Source organism: Streptomyces sp. NBC_00377 (assembly GCF_036075115.1).
Classification (GTDB): domain Bacteria; phylum Actinomycetota; class Actinomycetes; order Streptomycetales; family Streptomycetaceae; genus Streptomyces.
This window is the reverse complement of the sequence record NZ_CP107958.1, coordinates 7,348,683-7,369,551: the sequence shown is the minus strand read 5'-3', so window position 1 is coordinate 7,369,551 and position 20,869 is coordinate 7,348,683. Positions and strand designations below refer to the sequence as shown.

General features: G+C 72.2%; 16 protein-coding genes. 6 read left to right on the top strand and 10 right to left on the bottom strand.

Going from position 1 to position 20,869, the window contains the following annotated elements:
• The first annotated feature begins 38 nt into the window (after positions 1 to 38).
• The gene (locus OHS71_RS32720; protein WP_328482926.1) at positions 39 to 1,595 is read left to right on the top strand and encodes an amino acid permease; all 1,557 of its coding nucleotides are present in this window, start codon (positions 39 to 41) and stop codon (positions 1,593 to 1,595) included.
• A gap of 76 nt (positions 1,596 to 1,671) precedes the next feature.
• On the opposite strand, the gene OHS71_RS32715 is transcribed toward OHS71_RS32720, so the two are convergent.
• A complete protein-coding gene (locus tag OHS71_RS32715) occupies positions 1,672 to 2,253 on the bottom strand; it encodes a GNAT family N-acetyltransferase (protein ID WP_328482925.1) in 582 nt (193 codons plus the stop codon).
• Positions 2,254 to 2,320: 67 nt separating this feature from the next.
• On the opposite strand from OHS71_RS32715, the gene OHS71_RS32710 reads away from it, so the two are divergent.
• A complete protein-coding gene (locus OHS71_RS32710; RefSeq protein ID WP_328482924.1) occupies positions 2,321 to 3,295 on the top strand; it encodes an RluA family pseudouridine synthase in 975 nt (324 codons plus the stop codon).
• On the opposite strand, the gene OHS71_RS32705 is transcribed toward OHS71_RS32710, so the two are convergent.
• The 6 genes from OHS71_RS32705 to OHS71_RS32680 form a co-directional block, all read right to left on the bottom strand.
• The gene (locus tag OHS71_RS32705; RefSeq protein ID WP_328482923.1) at positions 3,289 to 4,812 is read right to left on the bottom strand and encodes a cytochrome P450; all 1,524 of its coding nucleotides are present in this window, start codon (positions 4,810 to 4,812) and stop codon (positions 3,289 to 3,291) included. The two genes, OHS71_RS32710 and OHS71_RS32705, sit on opposite strands and share 7 nt — an antisense overlap.
• Positions 4,813 to 4,893: 81 nt before the next feature.
• Complete coding sequence (locus OHS71_RS32700) at positions 4,894 to 5,514, bottom strand: GTP-binding protein (RefSeq protein WP_328482922.1); 621 nt, start codon at positions 5,512 to 5,514, stop codon at positions 4,894 to 4,896.
• The gene (locus tag OHS71_RS32695) at positions 5,495 to 5,929 is read right to left on the bottom strand and encodes a DUF742 domain-containing protein (protein WP_328482921.1); all 435 of its coding nucleotides are present in this window, start codon (positions 5,927 to 5,929) and stop codon (positions 5,495 to 5,497) included. The genes OHS71_RS32700 and OHS71_RS32695 overlap by 20 nt, the downstream gene beginning before the upstream one ends.
• Complete coding sequence (locus tag OHS71_RS32690) at positions 5,926 to 6,333, bottom strand: roadblock/LC7 domain-containing protein (protein ID WP_256909876.1); 408 nt, start codon at positions 6,331 to 6,333, stop codon at positions 5,926 to 5,928. The genes OHS71_RS32695 and OHS71_RS32690 overlap by 4 nt, the downstream gene beginning before the upstream one ends.
• Positions 6,330 to 7,958, bottom strand: coding sequence for a sensor histidine kinase (locus OHS71_RS32685; RefSeq protein ID WP_328482920.1), 1,629 nt, complete (start codon positions 7,956 to 7,958; stop codon positions 6,330 to 6,332). Before OHS71_RS32685 ends, OHS71_RS32690 begins: the two co-directional genes overlap by 4 nt.
• A gap of 301 nt (positions 7,959 to 8,259) precedes the next feature.
• A complete protein-coding gene (locus OHS71_RS32680; RefSeq protein WP_328482919.1) occupies positions 8,260 to 8,886 on the bottom strand; it encodes a TetR/AcrR family transcriptional regulator in 627 nt (208 codons plus the stop codon).
• Between the two features lie 171 nt (positions 8,887 to 9,057).
• Here OHS71_RS32680 and OHS71_RS32675 point away from each other — a divergent pair, with 171 nt between their 5' ends.
• From OHS71_RS32675 to atzF, 4 genes are read left to right on the top strand one after another with little or no spacing between them, the layout of a single operon-like run.
• Positions 9,058 to 9,885, top strand: a complete 828-nt coding sequence (locus OHS71_RS32675; RefSeq protein ID WP_328482918.1) for an urea amidolyase associated protein UAAP1 — start codon at positions 9,058 to 9,060, stop codon at positions 9,883 to 9,885.
• Positions 9,882 to 10,502, top strand: coding sequence for an urea amidolyase associated protein UAAP2 (locus OHS71_RS32670; RefSeq protein ID WP_328482917.1), 621 nt, complete (start codon positions 9,882 to 9,884; stop codon positions 10,500 to 10,502). Before OHS71_RS32675 ends, OHS71_RS32670 begins: the two co-directional genes overlap by 4 nt.
• Positions 10,499 to 14,026: a 5-oxoprolinase/urea amidolyase family protein gene (locus OHS71_RS32665; RefSeq protein ID WP_328482916.1), complete on the top strand. Its 3,528-nt coding sequence runs from the start codon at positions 10,499 to 10,501 to the stop codon at positions 14,024 to 14,026. Before OHS71_RS32670 ends, OHS71_RS32665 begins: the two co-directional genes overlap by 4 nt.
• 46 nt (positions 14,027 to 14,072) lie before the next feature.
• The gene (gene atzF / locus OHS71_RS32660) at positions 14,073 to 15,725 is read left to right on the top strand and encodes an allophanate hydrolase (RefSeq protein WP_328482915.1); all 1,653 of its coding nucleotides are present in this window, start codon (positions 14,073 to 14,075) and stop codon (positions 15,723 to 15,725) included.
• Positions 15,726 to 16,058: 333 nt separating this feature from the next.
• Here atzF and OHS71_RS32655 read toward each other — a convergent pair whose 3' ends face one another.
• The 3 genes from OHS71_RS32655 to tatC form a co-directional block, all read right to left on the bottom strand.
• The gene (locus OHS71_RS32655; RefSeq protein ID WP_328482914.1) at positions 16,059 to 18,917 is read right to left on the bottom strand and encodes a DEAD/DEAH box helicase; all 2,859 of its coding nucleotides are present in this window, start codon (positions 18,915 to 18,917) and stop codon (positions 16,059 to 16,061) included.
• 63 nt (positions 18,918 to 18,980) lie between these two features.
• On the bottom strand, positions 18,981 to 19,871 hold the full coding sequence (locus OHS71_RS32650; protein WP_328482913.1) for a diacylglycerol kinase: 891 nt from the start codon (positions 19,869 to 19,871) through the stop codon (positions 18,981 to 18,983).
• Between the two features lie 31 nt (positions 19,872 to 19,902).
• On the bottom strand, positions 19,903 to 20,862 hold the full coding sequence (gene tatC / locus OHS71_RS32645) for a twin-arginine translocase subunit TatC (RefSeq protein WP_328482912.1): 960 nt from the start codon (positions 20,860 to 20,862) through the stop codon (positions 19,903 to 19,905).
• Positions 20,863 to 20,869 lie beyond the last annotated feature (7 nt).

The following is a 20,869-nucleotide window of genomic DNA, read 5'->3' as shown; positions in this document are numbered from 1 at the left end:
CAGGAATCAAGTTCACTGGGACCAAGGCAGGTTTCGCCGTGACGACAACGACCCCCTCCGACGTACGCCCCGACCCGCCGCAACTCCCCGACGCGGGCGACGGCTCCCTCGCCGAGTTCGGCTACCGCCAGGAGCTGCACCGCAGCCTCGGCCGGTACGCCTCGTTCGCCGCCGGGTTCTCCTTCATCTCCGTCCTGACGACCGTCTTCCAGTTCTTCGCCTTCGGATACGCCTTCGGCGGCCCGGTCTTCTTCTGGGCCTGGCCCGTCGTGCTGGTCGGTCAGCTGCTGGTCGCCGCGTGCTTCGCGGAGCTGGCGGCGCGCTACCCGATCTCGGGCGCCATCTACCAGTGGGCGTCGCGGCTGTCGACGCCCTCGTTCGGCTGGTTCGCGGGCTGGATCATGGTGATCGGGCAGATCGTCGTCGTCGCCGCGGCCGCGCTCGCGCTCCAGATGGTGCTGCCGGCCATCTGGTCGGGCTTCCAGCTGATCGGCACCGACCCTGCGCCCACCTCGCCGGACGGCGCGGCCAACGCGGCACTGCTCGGCGTGATCCTGCTGGCGCTGACGACGCTGGTGAACGTCCTGGACAACCGTGTGATGTCGGTGATCAACCGGGTCGGAGTGACGGCCGAGATCATCGGCGCGGTGCTGATCGTCGTCCTGCTGCTGACCCACTCCGAGCGCACCCCCGGGATCACCTTCCACACCGAAGGGGCCGCGCAGAACAGCCTGTTCGGCGCACTGCTCGTCGGGTCGTTCACCGCCGCCTACGTGATGATCGGCTTCGACAGCGCGGGCGAGATGAGCGAGGAGACGCATCACCCGCGACGCACCGCGCCCCGCACGATCCTCACCGCGCTCGGCGCGGCCGGCCTGCTCGGCGGGCTGATCGTGCTGGGCGGCCTGCTGGCCGCGCCCAGTCTGACCGACGGACGCCTCGGGGTCGACGGGCTCAGCTACGTCCTCACCAGCAGCCTCGGGGACGGGGTCGGCAAGGCGCTCCTGGCGGACGTGGTGGTCGCGATCGCGGTGGCGACGCTCGCGATCCAGACGGCAGCCTGCCGGATGCTGTTCTCCATGGCCCGCGACGGCCGGCTGCCGTTCTCCGGCCGCCTCGCGCGCGTGAACCCGCGCACCGGAATGCCGAGCGCCCCCGCGCTGGTGGTCGGCGGTCTGGCCGCGGCCCTGCTGCTGCTCAACTTCGCCTCGCCGGAGGCGTTCCTGGCCATCGGCACGACCTGCATCGTGATGCTGTACCTGGCCTACGCGATGGTCACCGGCCCGCTGCTGGTCCGCCGGCTCCGCGGTGAATTCTCGTCCGCCGGCACCGACGAGACGGGCGCCCGCCTGTTCTCCCTGGGCCGCTGGGGCGTCCCGGTGAACGCCCTCGCCCTCCTCTACGGGCTGCTGATGACGGTCAACCTGGCCTGGCCGCGCGCGGCGGTGTACGACCCGGCCGGCGGTCACTGGTACTTCCAGTGGTTCACCGTGCTGTTCCTCGCCGCGACCCTCGCGACCGGCGTGGCCTACCGCACGTACCGCAAGCGCACCCCGGCCCCCGCCCCGGCCGTACCGGAGACGGCCACCGCGTAGACCGACGGGGCCCGTCGCCCCTGCCGGACAGCCACACGACACGGACGAGCACGCCGGCGACGTCGGCGGGCCTCGTTCAGTCACCCACGACGCGGGCGTGGAGGTGCATGTCGTGCCAGCCGTCCTGGTGGAGGGCGGCGCTGCGCCTGGTGCCCTCCAGGGTGAAGCCGGCCTTGGCGGCGACGCGGCACGAGGCCTCGTTGGCGACGGCGTGCATCAGCTCGAGGCGGTGGAAGCCGATCTCGTCGAAGGCCCAGCGGGTCAGGGCGGTCGTGGCCCGGGGGGCGACTCCCCGGCCGCGGGCCGCCCCGGTCGTCCAGTAGGCGATCTCGGCCACGCCCTCGGTGAGCACGATGCTGCGCAGCGCCACCCTCCCGAGCAGGTCCCCGGTGTCCGCGTCGACGACGGCCCACTGGGCGTTGCGCTCCTGCGCCCAGTTCGTCCGCCATTCCTCGATCCATCCGGCCACCTCCTCCTCGGAGTCCGCGGCCCTTATGTGCCACTGGTGCATGGCCGGGTCCTGGAAGGCGGTGTACACGGCGGGGACGTCCTCGGCCCGCCAGGGACGCAGGAGCAGTCCGTCGTCGGTACGGAGCACGGGCTGCGCGATGCCCGAGAGAGTTCCGGCGGGCAGGACGATGCTGGCGGTGAAGGGCATGATCCGCATCCTGCCAACGGGCCACGACCCGGCCAACGGGTTTTTCCGGGCCCGTAGGCTTGACCCGATGAGACGCCGTACGCCTCCCCCGCCCTCCCCGCTGCCGCAGCGCGACGGGGTCGATCCGGTGCGGGTGCGGTTGCCCGGCGTGGGCGCCTGGGCCACCGTGCGGGAGCACCTGCTGGAACGGCTGGGTCCGGCGCGGGCCGGCGTCGTGGACGCGATGCTGGCGGCCGGGCAGGTGGTGGGCGCCGACGGACGGGCGGTCGCGCCGGACACGGCCTATGTGCCGGGGATGTACGTCTGGTACCACCGCGAACTGCCGCCGGAGGTACCCGTGCCGTTCCCGCTGGAGATCGTGCATCGCGACGAGCACATCGTCGTCGTCGACAAGCCGCACTTCGTGGCCACCACCCCGCGCGGCAGCCATGTCACCGAGAGCGCGCTGGCCAGGCTGCGGCGGGAGCTGGACCTGCCCGCGCTCGGCGCCGCCCACCGGCTCGACCGGCTCACCGCCGGGCTGGTGCTGTTCACCGTGCGCCCCGAGGAGCGCGGCGTGTACCAGTCGCTGTTCCGCGACCGCCTGGTGCGCAAGGTGTACGAGGCCGTCGCGCCGTACGCCCCGCGGCTCGCGCTGCCCAGGACCGTGCGCAGCCGGATCGTGAAGGAACGCGGTGTCCTGGCCGCCTACGAGGTGGCGGGCGAGCCGAACGCCGTGAGCCGCGTCGAGCTCGTCGAGCACGGTGCGCGGGGACTCGGCCGGTACCGGCTGCTGCCCGCCACCGGTCAGACGCATCAGCTGCGCGTCCACATGAACGCGCTCGGTGTGCCCATCCTCGGCGATCCGCTCTACCCGGAGGTGGCCGCCCCCGTGCCGGCCGGTGACTTTCGGCGCCCGCTGCAACTGCTCGCGCGGGAGCTGGAGTTCACCGATCCGGTCACGGGGAGGGAGCACCGGCTGCGCAGTGGTCGGGTGCTCGAGGCCTGGACGTCGTACGACGCCTGGGCCGCCGCCACCACGTCGGCGGGTGCCGCTCAGTAGCCGCGCCACCAGGACAGGAAGCGCCGCCAGGCGTTCGGCCTGCGGGTCGGCTGCGGGGCGGGCGCCGCGGCCTGCGGCGCAGGCGCCGGGGCGGGCGCCTGGGCGGCCACCGGCTCGGGCGCGGGGGCGAGCGCCGGCTCGGGGGCGGGCGCCGGCGCGGCCTGGGACCGCGTGCTCACCGGCCGGGTCAGGCGCTGCGGCGGGATCGGGGCGTGGCTCGGCTTGTGCTTGACGTCCTGCTGGTCCTTGGGCTCGAAACGGACCGGGAGCTCCACCAGGTGCCGCGAGGCGATGGACATCGTCCACCGCAACTCTTCCTCCTCGCAGTCGAGTTGGATGTCCGGCAGCCGCATCAGCAGCGCGTCCACGCCGACGTCGGCGATGGCGCGGCCGATGTCCTGGCCGGGGCACTCGTGCGGGCCGCTGCCGAAGGCGAGGTGGGAGCGGTTGCCCTGCATGTGGGCGGACAGGTCGGGGCGCACCCGGGGGTCCACGTTGCCGGGCGCGGGGGCGAAGAAGAGGCCGTCGCCCCGGCGGATGCGCTGACCGCCGAGCTCCGTGTCCTGCTTGGCGAAGTAGCCGAAGATGGTGCTGAACGGGGGTTCGTCCCACAGGGACTGCTCGACCGCCTCCGCCACCGTCATCTGGCCGCCGTTGAGCTGGGCGAGGAAGCGCGGGTCGGTGAGGACCATGCGCAGCACGTTGGAGAGCAGGTTGACCGTGTTCTCGTAGGCGGCGAAGAGCACCAGGCGCAGGTGCTCCCTGACCTCGTCGTCGGTGAGACCGGCCGGGTGGGTGACGAGGTGGCTGGTGAAGTCCTCCTCGGGTTCGGCGCGGCGGCGGGCGGTGAGCCGCGCGAGCGCCTGCACGACGTACTCGTGGCTGGCGAGCGCGGTCTCGGTGCCCTTGAGCGCGTCGCGGGCGGAGTGCACCATCTTGTCGTTGTACTCGTCGGGCATGCCGAGGATGTGGCACATCACGGCCATCGGCAGGTGCTCGGCGAAGTCGCCGACCAGATCGGCGCGGCCCTCCTCGCAGAAGCGGTTGACCAGTCGCTGGCTGGAGCGGTTGATGTAACGGCGCACGCTGCGGTCGTCGATGGTCGCCATGGCCGAGTTGACCGCGCCCCGCAGCCGCTTGTGCTCGTCGCCCTCTGCATGGGCGCAGATGGGCTGCCAGGCGATGTGCGGCATGAGCGGGTGGTCGGGCCTGACCCTGCCGTCCAGCAGTTGCGACCAGATGCGGCTGTCCTTGGTGAAGTGCGAGGGTGTGCGCACCATGCGCAGGTTCTCGGCGTGTCCGAGGACCATCCACATCGGCAGGTCGTCGTGGATCAGGACCGGCGCCACGGGGCCGTGTTCCTCGCGCAGCCGCTCGTACAGTTCGTTCAAATCCTCCGCGCCGGGACCGTAGAGACGGGCCAGTCCGCCGGGGCCTCGGACGTGCGCGGGGCAGCCGGGCGGCGGGTCCAGGGCGAGATCGCGCGGACCGGTCGGGGTGGGGTGTTCGGCAGTCACAGGGGGTCGCTCCGAAACTGTGCTGTATCGGGTGTGGGTCGGTGTACCGCGGTGCGGGTCGGTTCGGGTGAGCGGTGCGGATCAGGTGAGGCTGCGGGCCAGGGCCAGGGAGTGCAGGAAGCGCATGAGGGTCATCAGGACGTCGCGGCTGGAGGCGCGGCGGCGCACGTCGCACTCCACGATCGGGATCTCGGGCGGCAGGTCGAGGGCGGCCCGCAGGTCGTCGATGGGATAACGGGGGCCGTCGGGAAAGGTGTTGACGGCGACGACGAAGGGCACTCCGCCCTCCTCGAGCCGGCCCATGACCTCGAAGCTGACCTCGAGGCGGCGGGTGTCGACCAGGACGACCGCGCCGAGCGCGCCCTCGAACAGGCCGTTCCACAGGAACCAGAAGCGTTCCTGGCCGGGTGTGCCGAAGAGGTAGAGCACGACCTGCTCGGTGATGCGGATGCGGCCGAAGTCCATGGCCACGGTGGTGGCGGTCTTGGTCTCGGAGCCGTAGTTGTCGTCGACCCCGATGCCCGCCTGGGTCATGGTCTCCTCGGTGGTCAGCGGCCTGATCTCGCTGACGGAGCCGACCATGGTCGTCTTGCCGACGCCGAAGCCGCCCACGATGACGATCTTCGCCGCGGCGGTGGTGGTGTGCGGCAGATGGTCCTCGGCCCGTGGGCCGGGGATCGTGTCAGAGCCGTTGAAGTCCATGCATCACCGCTTCGAGAAGGGAACGGTCCGGGAGCTGCTGCCGGACGATGGGGGCGCGTGCCTGGACGAGTTCGGCCGCCAGCATCTCGGTGAGCAGCACCGTCACCACACTGAACGGCAGGCGCAGATAGGCCGAGATCTCGGCCACCGACAGCGGGGCGGCGCACATCCGCAGCACCGCCGTCTGTTCCGGGGTGGCGGACGAGGGGGGTTCCGCACGCGCCACGATCAGGGTGACGAGGTCGACGGGCGCGCGCTCGCCGTCCGCGCCCGTGATGATGTACAGCCGCTCGGGGTTCTTGCCCTCCCCCTCCTGGCCCTCGTGGCCCTCCTGGCCCTTCTTCGCGGACGGCGGCGGAGGTGGCGGGGGCGGTTGCGGCAGCGGTTGTCGCCGACGGCGTTGCGGAGGCGTCATACGCTCTGCCCGTTACGCCGGGGCGGACTGGTCAGATGGGCGCCGATACGGACCACGAGGTCACGCATCATGCCGCTCATCCGGCCCGCCTCGCAGCGCACGTCGGCGAGGACCGCGAGGTAGGCGTTGGCGCCGGCCGACATCATGTAGAAGTAGCCACCGCTGAGGTCGATGACGACCATGTCCATCTCGCCGCTGCTGGAGTGGATCTCCTGACCGACGGCGGCGGCCAGGCTCTGCAGGCCCGCGCAGGCGGCGGCGACCCGGTCGGCGGCGTCGGGGTCGCCGGCGTAGCGGGCGATGCGCAGTCCGTCGGCCGAGAGGACCACGATCATCTCGATGCCCGGAACCCCGTCGTAGAGCTCCTTGAGCAGCCAGTCGAAGTTTTGGCGCTGCTGGATCACGTGAGGTCCCCTTCATCGTCGGCCTCGGTCTCGGCCTTGTCCTCGAGCAGATGCAGGTATGCGGTGGGATTGCGGGTGAAGTCGGTGGGGTGCACACCGGGCGGGGCCGCTTTCACCAGGCCGTCCCAGAAGGCCTCGAACGCCAGGCCGGGCTCGGCCCGCTTCACGGGTTCGGGTTCGGGCTCCGGCCGGCGCCGCGCGAACGGGTCGGGCTTGCCCAGGCGTTCGGCCTCCTGAGCGGCGTACGCCTCGGCATAGCGCTGGGTGATCGGGATCGTGGTCTTGCTGCGGCGCTGCGGCAGCCCCTGCTCGGTCCACTCGGTGACCTCGGGCACCTCGTCGTCGGTCAGGGAGATCCCGGCCGGGATGCGCGCGTTGGTGGGGCGGCGCTTCTTGGGCGGGCGCTTGGGGCCCTCGCCGATCGTGCTCAGGTCGATCTGCGGTACGGCGGTGGCGCCGATACCGTGCGCGAAGCCGGGGGCGGGGTCCAGGGTCTGCATCTCGCTCGGCACGACGAGGACGGCCCGGACGCCGCCGTAGGCCGAGGTGCGCAACGAGACCTGGAGGTTGAACGAGGTGCACAGACGGCCGACGACCGCGAGCCCCAGACGCGGGGTTCCGCCGACGTCCTGGATGTCGACGCCCGCCATGGCCTGTTCCAGCATGCGTTCGGCCTTGGCGCGGGCCTCTTCGCTGAGGCTGACGCCGGCGTCCTCGATCTCGATGGCGATGCCGGTCTGCACCTCGACGGCGTTGACGTGCACCTTGCTCTGCGGGGGCGAGTAGCGGGTGGCGTTGTCGAGGAGTTCCGCGAGGGCGTGGATGAGCGGCTCGACGGAGAGGCCGCGGATGTTCACCTTGGCGATGGAGTCCAGCTGGATGCGGCGGTACTCCAGGATGCGGGACATGGCGCCGCGCAGCACGCTGTACAGCGGGACGGGCTGGGGCCAGTTGCGGCTGGGCCGGCCGCCGCCGAGCACGCCGATGGAGTCGGCGAGGCGGCCGATCAGCGCGGTGCCGTGGTCGATGCGCAGCAGGTCGTCGAAGACCTCGGGGTTGCGGCCGTGGTCCTCCTCCATCTCGCGCAGTTCCGCAGCCTGTTGGTGGACGATGGCCTGCATCCGGCGGGCGATGCTGACGAAGGAGCGCTGGGCGGAGTCGCGCAGGGACTCCTCGTGGTCGACGATGTCGAGGATCTTCCTGACCACGGCGCGCTGCGCGTCGTCCAGTGCGCGGAAGTCGGGATCACCCTCGCTGAGGTCGCGCATCACCTCCCTGGGGGAATTCCCGGCGCGCAGCCAGGCCACGGCGTTGGGCACGAACTCCACGGCGAGCCGGCGGTTCTCCTGCGCGTGGCCGGCCACGCGCTGCTCCAGGTGGGCGATGCGCCGGCCGTTCTCCGCGCGGAGCTCCCGCAGGCGCCGCCCACGGCGCACCGATTCGGCCCCTGCCGCGGTCACGAGAAGGGTGGCGACGGTTCCGCAGATGCCGACGGCGAGCCGGGCCTGCGTCGCCACCAGGGCGACCGCGGCTCCGGTCACCGCGGCCATCAGTATCGCCGGCAGCAACAGCACGCGCGCGTAGGGAAGTTCTCGGCGACCGGGTGGGGACTGAACACTCACCATGTGGGCACCCTCTGTAGGGATGTGTCGGCATTTTCGGGAAATTCGGGGAACAAGCGCACGAATACACCTCAACTCGGTGCGCCGCGGGCGAGCTTAGTCCGACCGGATCATCGCCGTGTCATATTCGGCAACCGCCTGAAACCACTTCCACACGTGGAGTAACCTCAGGCCATTTACACGCATGGTATTCATTCGAACACGCTTAGTAATGCGGGACGAGTGTGCGGAACAGTTCACCGGGACGGATGAGACGGGCGCCCGCACCATGCGGCGGGCACGCCCAAGTGGCCTCGGTAGGCGGTCAGTTCCCCGCGATGCGCAGCGCCGCGTCGGCGGTGGCGCGGGCGAATTCCGAGACGGAGCGGTCGGGGTCCGAGCGGTGCACGAGAATGACGCCCTCGATCAGACCGAAGACCAGGTCGGTGCGCAGATCCAGCCCGCTCTTCTCCAGTGCGCCGCCCGCGGCCGTCGCGGCGATCAACTGACGGTAGGCGTCCTTGAGTTCGGCGCGCACGGCATGGAAGCCGGCGAACCGCTCGGTGCGCACCTCGGGCAGCAGGTAGAGGCCGCCCAGGTTGTGCGTGCCGCCGCACAGCAGCTCGACGTCGGTGCGGCACAGCTCCCGGAGCCGTTCCTCGGCCGTCCGCGTCTCGTCCGCGAGCAGCTCACGGGCACAGGTCAGCGAGGGCGTGACCGTCGACTCCAGCAGTGCGGCGAGCAGCTCCTCCTTGCCGGAGACGTAGTGGTACATGGAGGCCTGACGCATCCCCGCGCGCTCGGCGACGGCCCGGGTGGTGGTGGCGGCATAGCCACGCGTGGTGAACAACTCCGCCGCGGCCAGCAGCAGTTCGGCGCGCGGCGCGAGCCCGCTGTCCGGGCGCTGCGCGGCCCGCGGGCGGCCCACTCGGCGTCCGCTGCTCGTCCCCATGCGTTCGATCCTCGCACACGGCCCCCGAGCGGCGATCTTCCGGCGGACCGGTGAGGAGTCGGTAACCGGCCCGCAACCCCGGGGCAACGGCGGCGACCCGGCCCGGACCTAATTTCTGTCGGGCGACAGAAATACGGCGACAGCGACGGAACCGAGCTGCGGAGGTCCGCAATGGCGGCGACAGCGACCACGTACGGAGCACGCGTCCACGCCCGGGCGCAGGAGGGCGCCCGGGCCGAGGCCATGCCGGTCGTCCCGGCCCGGGACTGGCAGGACCCGCCCTGCGAGGCGGGCCACCTGGTGTGGGCCGAGACGGTCGCGGGTGGCAACTACACCCACCGGGTCCTCGCGCGCGGCACCGAGCTGCGCCTGACCGACCTGCACGGCGACGCCTGCGCCCACCTGCTCCTCTACGTGGACGGCCGGCCCTGGGAGCGGCTGAACGTCGCCGACACGGTCAAGGTCCAGTGGAACGCCTACCTCGGCGAGGGGGTGCTGCTCCTGTCCGACCAGGGCCGCGTGCTCGCCTCCGTCGTCGCCGACACCTCCGGCCGGCACGACGCCCTGTGCGGCACCTCCACCCTCGTCCGCAACACCGAGCGCTACGGCGACGGCAGCCCGCAGTCCCCCTCCCCGGCCGGCCGGGAGCTGTTCAAGCTGGCCGCCGCCAAGAACGGCCTGGAGCCCCGCGACCTGCCGCCCTCGCTCTCCTTCTTCCAGGGAGTGCAGGTGCGGGGCGACGGCAGCCTCGACTTCACCGGCTCGGCGGGCCCCGGCGCGAGCGTCACCCTGCGCGCGGAACAGGACGTGACGGTCCTGATCGCCAACGTGCCGCACCCGGCCGACGACCGGCCGCGCTATGTCAGCACCCCGCTGGAGGTCCTCGCCTGGCGGGCGGCGCCCACCGGGCCGGGCGATCAGCTGTGGGACGCCACGCCCGAGGGCCGCCGCGCCTTCCTCAACACCGCCGAATTCCTCACCGCGAGGGGGCTCGCATGAGCACGAAGACAGTCGTCGCGGCCCGCGCCGCCTGGTCCTCGGTCGTCCGCGAGGGCGAGACGCTGACCATCACCGACCTGCACGGCAACCAGGCCGTCGACTTCCTCGTCTACGACGCCCACGACACGTCCGTGCGCTACAGCGCGCCCGACACCATCCACGCCCAGGGCGGCATCTTCCTCACCACGGGCAGTGTGCTGATGTCCAACGAGCACACCGCGCTGATGACGGTGACCGCCGACGCCGTGGGCCGCCACGACACCGTCGGCGGCGCCTGCTCCAAGGAGTCCAACACCCTTCGCTACGGCCACCACACCTTCTCCCAGCACGCGTGCGTGGACAACTTCCTCGCCGAGGGCGCCCGGCACGGCCTCGGCAAACGGGACCTGGTCTCCAACATCAACTGGTACATGAACGTGCCCGTCGAGAAGGACGGCACCCTCGGCATCGTCGACGGCCTCTCCGCACCGAGCCTCTCACTCACGCTCCGCGCCGAACGGGACGTCCTGGTCCTGGTCTCCAACTGCCCCCAGATCAACAACCCCTGCAACGGCTTCGAGCCGACGGCGGTGGAGATGACGATCACCGCACCCCACGGCATCGAGGACCCGGCATGACCTTCGACAAGCTGCTGATCGCCAACCGGGGCGAGATAGCCGTCCGGATCATCCGCACGGCCCGCGCGCTGGGCCTGCGCACCGTCGCGGTGTACTCCGACCCCGACCGCTCGGCACCCCACGTCCGGCTCGCCGACGAGGCCGTACGGCTCGGCCCGGCCCCCGCGAAGGAGTCGTACCTCGACGCGGACCTGGTCCTCAAGGCGGCCAAGGACACCGGCGCGGGCGCGATCCACCCGGGCTACGGCTTCCTCTCCGAGGACGCGGCCTTCGCGCGCCGCTGTGGCGACGCCGGGATCGTGTTCGTCGGCCCGACCCCCGAGCAGCTGGAGCTGTTCGGCGCCAAGCACACGGCGCGGGCGGCGGCGGAGGCCGCGGGTGTACCGCTGGCTCCCGGCACCGGACTCCTGGCGGACCTGCCGGAGGCGCTGGAACGGGCCCGGCTCATCGGCTATCCGGTCATGCTCAAGGCCACCGGCGGCGGCGGCGGGATCGGCATGTCGGCGTGCCGCTCGGCCGGCGAACTGACCGACGCCTGGGAGCGCGTCCAGCGCGTGGCCGCCGCCTCCTTCTCCTCCGCCGGCGTCTTCCTGGAACGGCTGGTGGAGCACGCCCGCCATGTCGAGGTGCAGGTCTTCGGTGACGGCGCGGGCCGGGTCGTCACCTTCGGCGACCGCGACTGCTCCCTCCAGCGCCGCAACCAGAAGGTCGTGGAGGAGGCCCCGGCCCCCGGCCTGCCCGCACACATACGGGAGCAACTCGCCCGCAGCGCACGCGACCTGTGCGCCTCGGTCGACTACCGCTCCGCGGGGACCGTCGAGTTCGTCTACGACGCCGCCCGCGAGGAGGCCTACTTCCTGGAGGTCAACACCCGCCTCCAGGTGGAGCACCCGGTCACCGAGGAGATCTACGGCGTCGACCTCGTCGCCTGGATGCTGCGTCTGGCACGCGGCGAGCGGGACGTCGTCGGCGACCCGGGACGGCCCCGTGGCCACGCCGTCGAGGCACGTCTCTACGCGGAGGACCCGAGCCGCGAACACCGGCCCAGCGCGGGTCTGTTGACGCGGGTGGAGTTCCCGGACGGGGTGCGCGTCGACGGCTGGGTGGAGACGGGGACCGAGGTCACCACGTCGTACGACCCGATGCTCGCGAAGGTGATCGCTTACGGCCCGGACCGGGAGCACGCGCTGCGCCGCCTCGACGAGGCGCTGGCCAGGACCCGCGTCGACGGCATCGAGACGAACCTCGGGCTGGTCCGGGCGGCGCTGGCGGACTCCCGCTTCGTGACGGCGGCCCACTCGACGGCGACCCTCGCCACCGTCACGGACCCGACCCCCCGCGTCGAGGTCGTCTCCGGCGGCACCCTCACCACCGTGCAGGACTGGCCCGGCCGCACCGGACACTGGCAGGTCGGCGTCCCGCCGTCCGGGCCCATGGACGACCGCTCCTTCCGCCTCGGCAACCGGGCGCTCGGCAACCCCGAGGGCGCCCCGGGCCTGGAGTGCACCCTCCAGGGGCCGGCCCTGCGCTTCACCCACGCCACGGCGGTCTGTGTGACGGGCGCACCCGCGCCGGTCGCCGTCGACGGCACCGCGGTGGCGCAGTGGGAGCCCGTGACCGTGCCGGCCGGGGCCCTGCTGGAGATCGGCGCGCCCAGCGAGCACGGCCTGCGCACGTACGTCCTGTTCGCGGGCGGCCTGGACGTACCGGCCTTCCTGGGCAGCTCGAGCACGTTCACCCTGGGCCGGTTCGGCGGCCACGGCGGACGGGCCCTGCGGACGGGGGACGTCCTGCACTGCGGAACGCTCGCCCAGGGCTCCGCCGCTCCCGTCCCCGGCCCGTCGGAGTCCGACCGTCCGCGGTTCGCCCCCGTCTGGCACATCGGCACGGTCGAGGGTCCGCACGCGGCGCCGGAGTTCTTCACCGAGGACGACATCCGCGACTTCTACGCCGCCGAATGGAAGGTCCACTTCAACTCGGCCCGCACCGGTGTGCGCCTCGTCGGCCCCAAGCCGCGCTGGGCCCGCACCGACGGCGGTGAGGCGGGGCTGCACCCCTCCAACATCCATGACACGCCCTACTCCGTCGGTGCCGTCGACTACACGGGCGACATGCCGGTGCTGCTCGGCCCGGACGGCCCCTCACTCGGAGGGTTCGTCTGCCCGGCCACGGTCCTCAGCTCCGAGCGCTGGAAGCTGGGCCAGCTGCGGCCGGGCGACACGGTCCGCTTCGAGCCGGTGGACGTGGACGGCGCGCCGCGCCCCACGATCGTCGACGGGGGTGTGCTGGCCCGGGACGGTGATGTGACCTACCGGCGCAGCGGCGACGACAACCTGCTGGTGGAGTTCGGGCCGTTGCAGCTGGACCTGGCGCTGCGCATGCGGGTCCACGCGCTGATGGAGGCGGTGGCGGCGGCGGACCTGACGGGCGTCACCGACCTCACCCCGGGCATCCGCTCGCTCCAGATCCAGACCGACCCGAGCCGCCTACCGCAGCACGAACTCCTGGCGGTCGTGCGGGAGATGACGGCGGCCCTGCCGCCCACGGACCAGCTGGTCGTGCCCTCCCGCACCGTGCACCTGCCGCTGTCCTGGGACGACCCCGCGACCCGCGAGGCCATCGCCCGCTACATGGCGGGCGTCCGCGACGACGCCCCCTGGTGCCCCTGGAACATCGAGTTCATCCGCCGGGTCAACGGCCTGGACACGGTGGCCGACGTCTACGACACGGTGTTCGCCGCGGAGTACCTGGTCCTGGGGCTGGGAGACGTCTACCTCGGCGCCCCGGTCGCCACCCCTCTCGACCCGCGCCACCGCCTGGTGACGACGAAGTACAACCCCGCGCGCACCTGGACGGCCGAGAACTCGGTCGGCATCGGCGGGGCCTATCTCTGCGTCTACGGCATGGAGGGGCCCGGCGGCTACCAGTTCGTGGGCCGGACGACCCAGGTGTGGTCGCCCTGGCAGCAGCGCGGCGCGTTCGAACCCGGTTCGCCCTGGCTGCTGCGCTTCTTCGACCGGATCCGCTGGTACCCGGTCGAAGCGGACGAACTCCTGGAGCTGCGGGCGGACATCACCTCGGGCCGCTTTGTGCCCCGCATCGAGGAGGGCACCTTCTCGCTCGCCGAGTACCAGGCCTTCCTCACCGAACACGCCTCCTCGATAGCGGAGTTCAGATCGGGTCAGCAGAGCGCGTTCGCCGCGGAGCGGGACGCCTGGGAGACGGCGGGCGAGTTCGCACGGGCTGCGGCCGCCGCCGCGCCGCCCGCACCCCCGGCCGAGGTGGCGCTGCCGCCGGGCGGCCGCCTGGTCGAGGCCGAGTTCGCGGCCTCCGTCTGGCAGTTGAACGTGTCCCCCGGCGACGAGGTGACGGCGGGCCAGCCGCTGCTCGCCCTGGAGGCGATGAAGATGGAGTCCAGGGTGCACGCGCCGGTCGACGGCGTGGTGGCACAGGTCCTGGCTCGACCGGGCGACCAGGTGGAGGCGGGCACGGCGCTGCTCGTGCTGGCCCCGGCCGCGAGCTGACCGAGCCGACACCATGGACCGAGCCGACACCCTGCAAGGAGCACCCATGTCCACGACCGAGTCCCGCGTCCGCGCCGCCTACTCCCGCATCGAGGCCACGGACCGTCCCGAGATCTGGATCGACCTGCGGCCGCGGGCGGACGTCGAGGCGGAGGCCCGCGGGCTCGACGAGCGACTGGCGCGGGGCGAGCGCCTCCCGCTCGCCGGCCGTCTCCTCGCCGTCAAGGGGAACATCGACGTGGCCGGGCTGCCCACCACCGCGGGCTGCCCGGCGTACGCCTACCGGCCCGCCGAGGACGCCCCCGTGGTCGCCCGCCTCCGCGCGGCCGGCGCGCTGGTGCTGGGCACCACGAACCTGGACCAGTTCGCGACCGGCCTGGTGGGCACCCGCTCCCCCCACGGCGCGGTCCGGGGCGCCGTCGACCCGGCGCGGGTGAGCGGCGGCTCGAGCTCCGGTTCGGCCGTCGCGGTGGCCCTCGGCATCGTCGACCTGGCCCTGGGCACGGACACGGCCGGTTCGGGGCGGGTCCCGGCCGCCTTCAACGGCATCGTCGGCCTCAAGCCCACCCGGGGGCTGGTCCCCACCGAAGGGGTCGTCCCGGCCTGCGCCTCGATCGACTGCGTGACGGTGTTCGCCCGCACGCTCCCCGAAGCCGAACAGGCCCTCGCCCTTATGGCGTCCCCGGCTGGCCGCTCCCTTCCCGCGCTCCCCGTACGGAAGCCCGGCCCCTGGCGCGTCGCCGTCCCGCCCCTCGCTCAGCTGGGTGAGCTGGACCATGGCTGGGCGCAGGCCTACGAGGCGGCGGTACGACAGGTCGAGGCCGCCGGGGCCGAGATCCGTTCCCTCGACCTCACGCCGTTCACCGAGGCGGCCGCGATGCTCTACGAGGGCGCGTTCGTAGCCGAGCGCTACACCGCCGTGGGCAGCTTTGTCGACAAGTTGATGGCGGAGGGCGGCGAGGGACTGGACCCGACGGTCGCGGGCATCATCACCCGGGCCCGGAACATCCCGGCCCACCGGCTCTACACGGACACCGAACGCCTGTCGGTCCTGCGCACCCGCGCCCTGGCCGAACTGGCCGACGCGGACGCCCTGTTGCTGCCCACCACGCCCGGCCACCCCACCCTCGCCGAGGTCGCCGCCGATCCACTGGGAGCCAACGCCCGCCTGGGCCGCTTCACCAACTCCACCAATCTCTTCGACCTCGCGGCGGCGGCCGTCCCGGCCGGCGAGGTGGACGGCCTGCCCTTCGGCGTGATGCTGGTCGGCCCGGCCTTCACGGACGAACGGCTGGCGCGGATCGCGGATCTGCTGCGGCCGCAGGTGCACCTCGCCGTGGTCGGCGCCCACCTGACGGGCCAGCCCCTCAATTCCCAACTGCTGTCCCTGGGCGCGGTGCTGGACCGTACGACCACGACGTCCCCGGTCTACCGACTGCACGCCCTTCGCACGGCCCCGCCGAAGCCGGGGCTGGTGCACGTGGGCGAGGGCGGGGCGGCGATCGAGGTGGAGGTCTGGCGCCTCCCCGCGGAGGGCCTCGGCCGCCTCCTAGCCTCGCTCCCCCGTCCGATGGCCCTGGGCAGCGTGGAACTGGCGGACGGCAGCCGCACCCCCGGCTTCCTCTGCGAGCCCTCCGGCCTCACCGACGCGCAGGACATCACGGCATACGGAGGCTGGCGGGCCTACCTGACCCGCTGACGGGGACGCCGGCTGCGCCCCCCACTCCCTTGGCGCAGCCGGTACGTCCGGCTGCGCCGCCTGCCGGCAGACAGAGCAGACAGGCGGACACAGGACAGGGCGGTGACGCCCAGGCTGCGAACGTCCTCCCGGCCCGCCCACGTCCGAGGCCTGCCTCATCCCCGCACGCCCGGACACCCGCTCACGACGGACACCCGCTCACCACCACAACCGCCCGGCACACCGGCCTCCCGGCACACCGGCCTGCTCGACCGCGGGTCCCCGGGCCGTCCCAGGAGGACAGCCCAGGACCCGGCCGACCCTCCGCCTCCGGTGTCAGCCGGGTCAGCCGGGTCAGCCGACCGAGGAGTACGCCACGACGCCCCGCAGCAGCTCCTCGACCGCCTTGCGGGCGTTCTTCGCCACCGTCGAGCCCCCGCTGGAGGCGGGAGCCGCAGCCGCGATCTGCCCCAGCACGTCGATGACCTGCTTGCACCAGCGCACGAAGTCACCGGCGGGCATCTCCGCCTCGCGGAGCACCTCGTCGAGACCCTTGCCCGAGGCCCACATATAGGCCGACCAGGCGAACCCGAGATCGGGCTCACGCTGCCCCACGCCCTCGGTCTGGCTGATCCTGAAGTCCTCCTCCAGGGCGTCCAGCCGACCCCAGATCCGCACCATCTCGCCGAGCGCCGCCTTCGCCTTGCCCGAGGGCAGCTTCGGCGCCATGGCGTCGTCGCCGGACCGGGACTCGTAGACCAACGCCGATACACAGGCGGCCAGTTCGGCGGGGGCCAGCCCCTCCCACACGCCCGCACGCAGGCATTCGCTGGCGAGCAGATCCAGCTCGCCGTAGAGCCGGGCGAGCCGCTTGCCGTGCTCGGTGACCTCGTTGCCCCGCAGATAGTCGAGCTCGGTCAGCAGCGCCACGATCCGGTCGAAGGTACGGGCGATCGTGTTGGTGCGTCCCTCGATCCGTCGCTCCAGCTGTGAGGTGTCCCGCAGCAACCGGTGGTAGCGCTCGGCCCAGCGGGCATGGTCCTCCCGGTCGGAGCAGCCGTGGCAGGGGTGCGCGCGGATCGCGGTGCGCAACCGGGCGATCTCACGGTCGTCGGCGGCCTGGGAACGCTGCTTGCGGGCCCGCTCAGGCGGGATGTGCCCGGCCTTGGTGCGCAGCGCGGAGGCGAGATCGCGGCGGGACTGCGGCGAGCGCGCGTTGAAGGTCTTCGGGATCCGCATCCGGTCCAGCGCCTCGACCGGCACCGGGAAGTCCATCGCGGCCAGCCGCTTGACCTGCCGCTCGGCGGTAAGGACCAGCGGGCGCGGCCCGTCCTGGTGGTCGAAGCCGCGGTGGCCGTTGGCCCGGCCGGCGGGCAGGCCCGGGTCGAGCACCAGCGCCAGCCCGGCGTACTTGCCGGTGGGCACGTGAATGATGTCCCCCGGCTTCAGCTTCTCCAGGGCCACGGCGGCCTCGGTGCGCCGCTGGGCCGCGCCCTGCTTGGCCAGTTCGGTCTCGCGGTCCTTCAGGTCGCGGCGCAGCCGCGCGTACTCCTCGAAGTCGCCGAGGTGGCAGGTCATGGAGGCCTTGTAGCCCTCGAGCCCCTCCTCGTTGCGCTGGACCTGCCGGGAGATCCCGACCACCGACCGGTCGGCCTGGAACTGCGCGAAGGAGGTCTCCAGCAGCTCGCGCGAGCGGTGCCGCCCGAACTGCTCGACCAGGTTGACCGCCATGTTGTACGACGGCTTGAAACTGGAACGCAGCGGGTAGGTGCGGGTGCCCGCGAGCCCGGCCAGGTGCTCGGGGCTCATCGCGCGCTGCCACAGCACGACAGCGTGCCCCTCGACGTCGATGCCCCGCCGGCCCGCGCGGCCGGTGAGCTGGGTGTACTCGCCGGGGGTGATGTCGGCGTGCTGCTCGCCGTTCCACTTGACGAGCTTCTCCAGCACCACCGAGCGGGCGGGCATGTTGATGCCGAGGGCGAGCGTCTCGGTCGCGAAGACGGCCTTGACCAGGCCGCGCACGAACAGTTCCTCGACGACCTCCTTGAAGGTCGGGAGCATGCCCGCGTGGTGGGCGGCGATGCCGCGCTCCAGGCCCTCCAGCCACTCGTAGTAGCCGAGGACGTGAAGGTCCTCCTGGGGAATGGCGGCGGTGCGCTCCTCCACCAGGGCGCGGACCTCGGCGCGCGCGTCCTCGTCGTTCAGCCGCAGCCCGGCGTACAGGCACTGCTGGACGGCGGCCTCACAGGCGGCACGGCTGAAGATGAACGTGATGGCGGGCAGCAGCCCCGCCGCGTCGAGTCGCTCGATGACCTCGGGCCGGCCCGGCGTCCACACCCGTGAGCGCTGCCTGCGCTCGCGCTCACGGTCGGCCTCACGCACGTTGCGGCCGCGTCTGCGGTCCTGGTACGAGGGCCGGCTCGCCTCCATGCGGGCCAGCCGCGCGAGATCGGGGTTGACGGCCCTGCGCTGGCCCTCGCCCTCCTCGAACAGGTCGTACATCCGCCGTCCGGCGAGCACGTGCTGGAACAGCGGCACGGGCCGATGCTCGGAGACGATCACCTCGGTGTCCCCACGCACGGTGTCGAGCCAGTCGCCGAACTCCTCGGCGTTCGACACGGTCGCCGACAGCGAGACCAGGGTGACCGACTCGGGGAGGTGGATGATCACCTCCTCCCACACGGCCCCCCGGAAGCGGTCGGAGAGGTAGTGCACCTCGTCCATCACCACGTAACCGAGGCCGAGGAGGGTCTGCGAGCCGGCGTACAGCATGTTCCGCAGCACCTCGGTGGTCATCACGACCACGGGGGCGTCGGAGTTGACGCTGTTGTCTCCGGTGAGCAGGCCGACCTTGTCACTGCCGTAGCGCCGGCTCAGATCGGCGTACTTCTGGTTCGACAACGCCTTGATGGGGGTCGTGTAGAAGCACTTCTTGCCCTGCTGGAGGGCGAGGTGGACGGCGAACTCGCCCACGATCGTCTTGCCCGAGCCGGTGGGGGCGGCCACCAGGACGCCCTTGCCCGCCTCGAGCGCCTGGCAGGCCTCGATCTGGAAGGGGTCGAGACCGAAGTCGTACATCTCGCGGAAGGACGCGAGCGAGGTGGCCTGCTCGACAGCGCGCTTACGTGCTGCCGCGTACCGCTCGGCCGGTGAGAGATCCTCTGTCATCGTGCTTTCGAGCGTACCGGGCCGCACTGACAACAGGACGATCATTATCCGGATCCGGTAACTCCAAACCTCGGTACGCCCAGCTCACGGGGGCGCGGGCGGGCGGCCTCAGGGACCTATGACCCGCACCGCGCCCGGTACGCACCGGGCGGTGAGCGGCAGTGCGCCCAGCCGCTCGCCGTCCGCGTATCCCGAGACCCCCGCGGCGGCGATCTCGACCTTCGCCGCCCGGTGGACGCTGACCGCGGGGTGGCCGACGTGCGTCCCCCGGTACACCTTCGGGAAGACCCGCAGCAGCGTCGTGCGGCTGCAGTCCCCGACGACCGTGACGTCGAACAGCCCGTCGGCGAGGTCGGCGCCGGGGCAGATCCGCATGCCGCCGCCGTAGGAGGATCCGTTGCCGACGGCGACGAGGGTGGCCTCGACCTCGCGCACGGCTCCGTCGTCGAGGGTGATCCGGTAGGGGAAGGGGCGGAACGCGGCGAGTTCGGCGAGCATCGCCAGGTCGTACTTGACGCGTCCGGCGGGCCATCGCATGCGGTTGCCGCGGTCGTTGACGCGCGAGTCGAAGCCGGAGGCCAGGACCGTGCCGAACCAGCGGTCGCCCGCCCGCCCGAGATCGATGTCGCGGATCCGGGCGCCCTTGAGGGCGTCGGCCACCAGCCGGGCCGCGCCGGCCGGATCGCGGACGGGCAGCCCGAGCGCGCGGGCGAGGTCGTTGCCGGTTCCGGCGGCGACCAGGCCCAGCGGGGTGCGGGTGCCGGCGACGGCCTGGAGCGCGAGGTGCGCCAGTCCGTCGCCGCCGACGGCGATCAGGGCGCCGGTCCCTCCCGCGACGGCGGCACGCGCGCGGACAAGGGCGTCCTCGGCGTCCGTCCCGAGGACGGTGCGCACGCTGTAGCCGGCCTCCCGCAACGCGGAAGCGGCCGGCCGCGCTGCCAGAGCGCCCCGGCCGCGGCCCGCCGCGGGGTTGACGAAGAGGGTGATCTCGCTGGTCACGGGGATGACCCTACGAGTTCTCCGACGTCCCTCAGGTCACGTCGTCATAACCGTTGACCCGGTCCGTGCTCGACTGTTCGGGCAGCGCGCGGCTCGCGCTCACCGACTCGACCTCGCCGATGTCCTCGGGGCTGAGGTCCAGCTCGGAGGCCTCGTCGTCGGCCGGCCCCAGGGCGTCGCGGCGACGCTTGCGGCGGTCGTTCAGCAGCGAGAAGGCGGTCGCGCCGAAGTACAGGACCCAGATCGGTCCGGCGAGCGCCAGCATCGACACGGGGTCGGTGCTGGGGGTGGCGACGGCGGCGAACACCGTGATGCCGATGATCATGGCCCGCCACCAGCCGAGCATGCGCTTGCCGGTGACCATGCCGGTGAGGTTGAGGAAGACCAGCAGCAGCGGCAGCTCGAAGGAGAGGCCGAAGACGACGACCATGCGCGTGACGAGCTGGAGCAGGTCGTCCAGCGGCAGCAGGTTGGCGACGCCACCCGGGGTGAAGTCGATCAACACCTTCGCGGTGGTCGGCAGCACCCGGTAGGCGAAGTAGCCGCCGCCGATGAACAGCGGGGCGCCCATGCCGACGAAGGCGTAGGCGTACTTGCGCTCGTGGTTGTGCAGGCCGGGGGCGATGAAGGCCCACAGCTGGTAGAGCCAGACCGGCGAGGCGAAGACGACTCCCGCCATCAGGGAGACCTGGAGGGCCAGCGTGAACGGTGCGAGCAGACCGTTGATCGTGATGCTCGCGCACTTGTTGCTGGAGTCGCCCGACCTGAGCTGGCCCGCGATCTCCTCGAAAGTCTTCCCGCAGCCGACCGAGTCGAGAATCGGCTTGGTGAGGAAGTTGATGATGTCGTTGTAGAAGAAGGCGGCCACGACCGTGACGACGACGATGGCCAGCATCGCCTTCGCGAGCCGGTTGCGGAGCTCACGAAGGTGATCCGCGAGGGGCATCCGCCCCTCGGGGTCCTTCTCCTCTTTGCGGGCAGGCTTCAGCAACCCACGT